Source organism: Methanomassiliicoccales archaeon (assembly GCA_014361295.1).
Lineage (GTDB): Archaea > Thermoplasmatota > Thermoplasmata > Methanomassiliicoccales > JACIVX01 > JACIVX01.
The window spans coordinates 1-1,677 of the sequence record JACIVX010000061.1; the positions used below are offsets into that span (position 1 = coordinate 1).

Sequence of the window (1,677 nt, forward strand, 5' to 3'; positions counted from 1 at the left end):
GCGAAGTACGTGTGAAGAGCGAAGAAAAAGCGTTCTGCTTCCTCAGGGGTTTGGATTTCCAGCCCGGCTTTGGCCACCCACTTTTTGAGGGGCTCGAGCTTGCGGCCTCCGAACGCCTCCTGGTAATCGATGGCCTCGGAAAAGAAGATCCTCCATTGTTGGAAAAGCTTGGCCACCATCCCTTCGGGATCGGTGAGAACGGCTTTAGTAAGGGAGGAGTAAAAGGCGGCGATGGCCGCGCGGCTCCGCGGGTGTTCAAGACCAAAATCCCGCACCAGGTTTTCCGCGGTAAGGGCAGTCCCTGTAAGGCTGGAGATCCACCAAAGAAGATCGGCAAGGGCGGGCTCTTCTGCTGGTTGTGGCGACTCCGCGTGGACCCGGCCATCGCGCAAGCGCATGAACACAAGCTTTTGGCCGTCGAATATGACACCACCCAATCGGCGATGGCCCTCACGAGCAGCAAGCTTTTGTAAATACTCAGAAAGCTGGTCACAAGCGGAAGCCAGTGCGCGCGAGGAGGACAGAAGCCCCGGCTTTTTGAATTCAACGACAAGTTGGCCAAAAACGGCGTCAGCCCTTTTCCCTTCGGCCACTACGTACTCATCGCGTTCCCCGGCGGTAAGGCCCACAGTGGCGGCAAATTCTTGCAGTAGGGGCTGAACTCTGTGGCGAAGTTCAGGTTCATTGCAACCAGGAGGAAGCTCTGCAAGTACTCTCGCGAGCCGGCGCGCATATTCCTCCACCAACCGCTGCACATCCCTAGGACGCCCCATCATGAGGAGTATAGAAAAAGCCTGGCCTATAGCCAACGCGATATAAGGCGGCATCCTATTCCTGGCCACGGAAAGTTCGGCGGAATGGAAGGCCTGTCCGGGCAAGGAATGAGGTATACTGAGGCAGTATGAAATTGTGCATGATTGGGTACGGGAATGTGGGGTATGGGTTTGTGCGCGTGCTTCTTCGGCATGGCGCGTGGCTTAAAGAAAGATTTGGATTCGCCCCAAAAATCGTGGCCGTGCACGACATCCGCCGCGGAACCGTCCTCTCCCCGGATGGTCTGGATCTTCAGGCCCTGGCTCGGGCCTGGGAAGAAAATCGGAACCTTTCGGAGCTAGGGAAAAGCGAGGCCGGGCTTAACGCATTTTCGGTGATCCGAGATTCCGAAGCTGACGTGGTTCTGGAGCTCACCCCCACGGATCTGCGCACCGGCGAGCCCGCGGCCGGACACATTCGGTTCAGCCTCACCAACAAGAAACACGTGGTGACCACGAACAAAGGCCCGGTGGCCCTATTTGGAAAAGAACTCCTTGCCCTAGCCAAAGCAAACGGCGTCCAATTCCGATTCGAAGGGACAGTGATGGCCGGAACGCCGCTTTTCTCCCTCGTGGAGTTCGCCCTGGCCACACCAATCCAACGCGTGCGGGGAATCCTCAACGGCACCACGAACTTCATCCTCACCCAAATGGAGGCGGGGAAAACCTATGAGGAGGCCTTGGCCGAGGCCCAGAGGTTGGGCTATGCCGAGACCGACCCCACCGCGGATGTGGAGGGCTTCGATGCCCTCGCGAAAATCGTGATCCTCGCCAATATGGTCCTGGGAAGAGATCTCCTTCCAAACCAGGTTCCTTGCCAGGGAATCACCAAGCTCGATCCGGTCGCGGTAAAAAACGCGCCAAA

General features: G+C 57.7%; 2 protein-coding genes. One reads left to right on the forward strand and one right to left on the reverse strand.

What is annotated here, in order from left to right; translation table 11 throughout:
- Positions 1-746: hypothetical protein (locus H5T41_11085; GenBank protein MBC7109302.1), on the reverse strand; the 746-nt coding region annotated here is incomplete at its 3' end.
- Between the two features lie 167 nt (positions 747-913).
- On the opposite strand from H5T41_11085, the gene H5T41_11090 reads away from it, so the two are divergent.
- Positions 914-1,677, forward strand: a 764-nt coding sequence (locus H5T41_11090; GenBank protein ID MBC7109303.1) for a homoserine dehydrogenase, incomplete at its 3' end; no start/stop codon positions are given.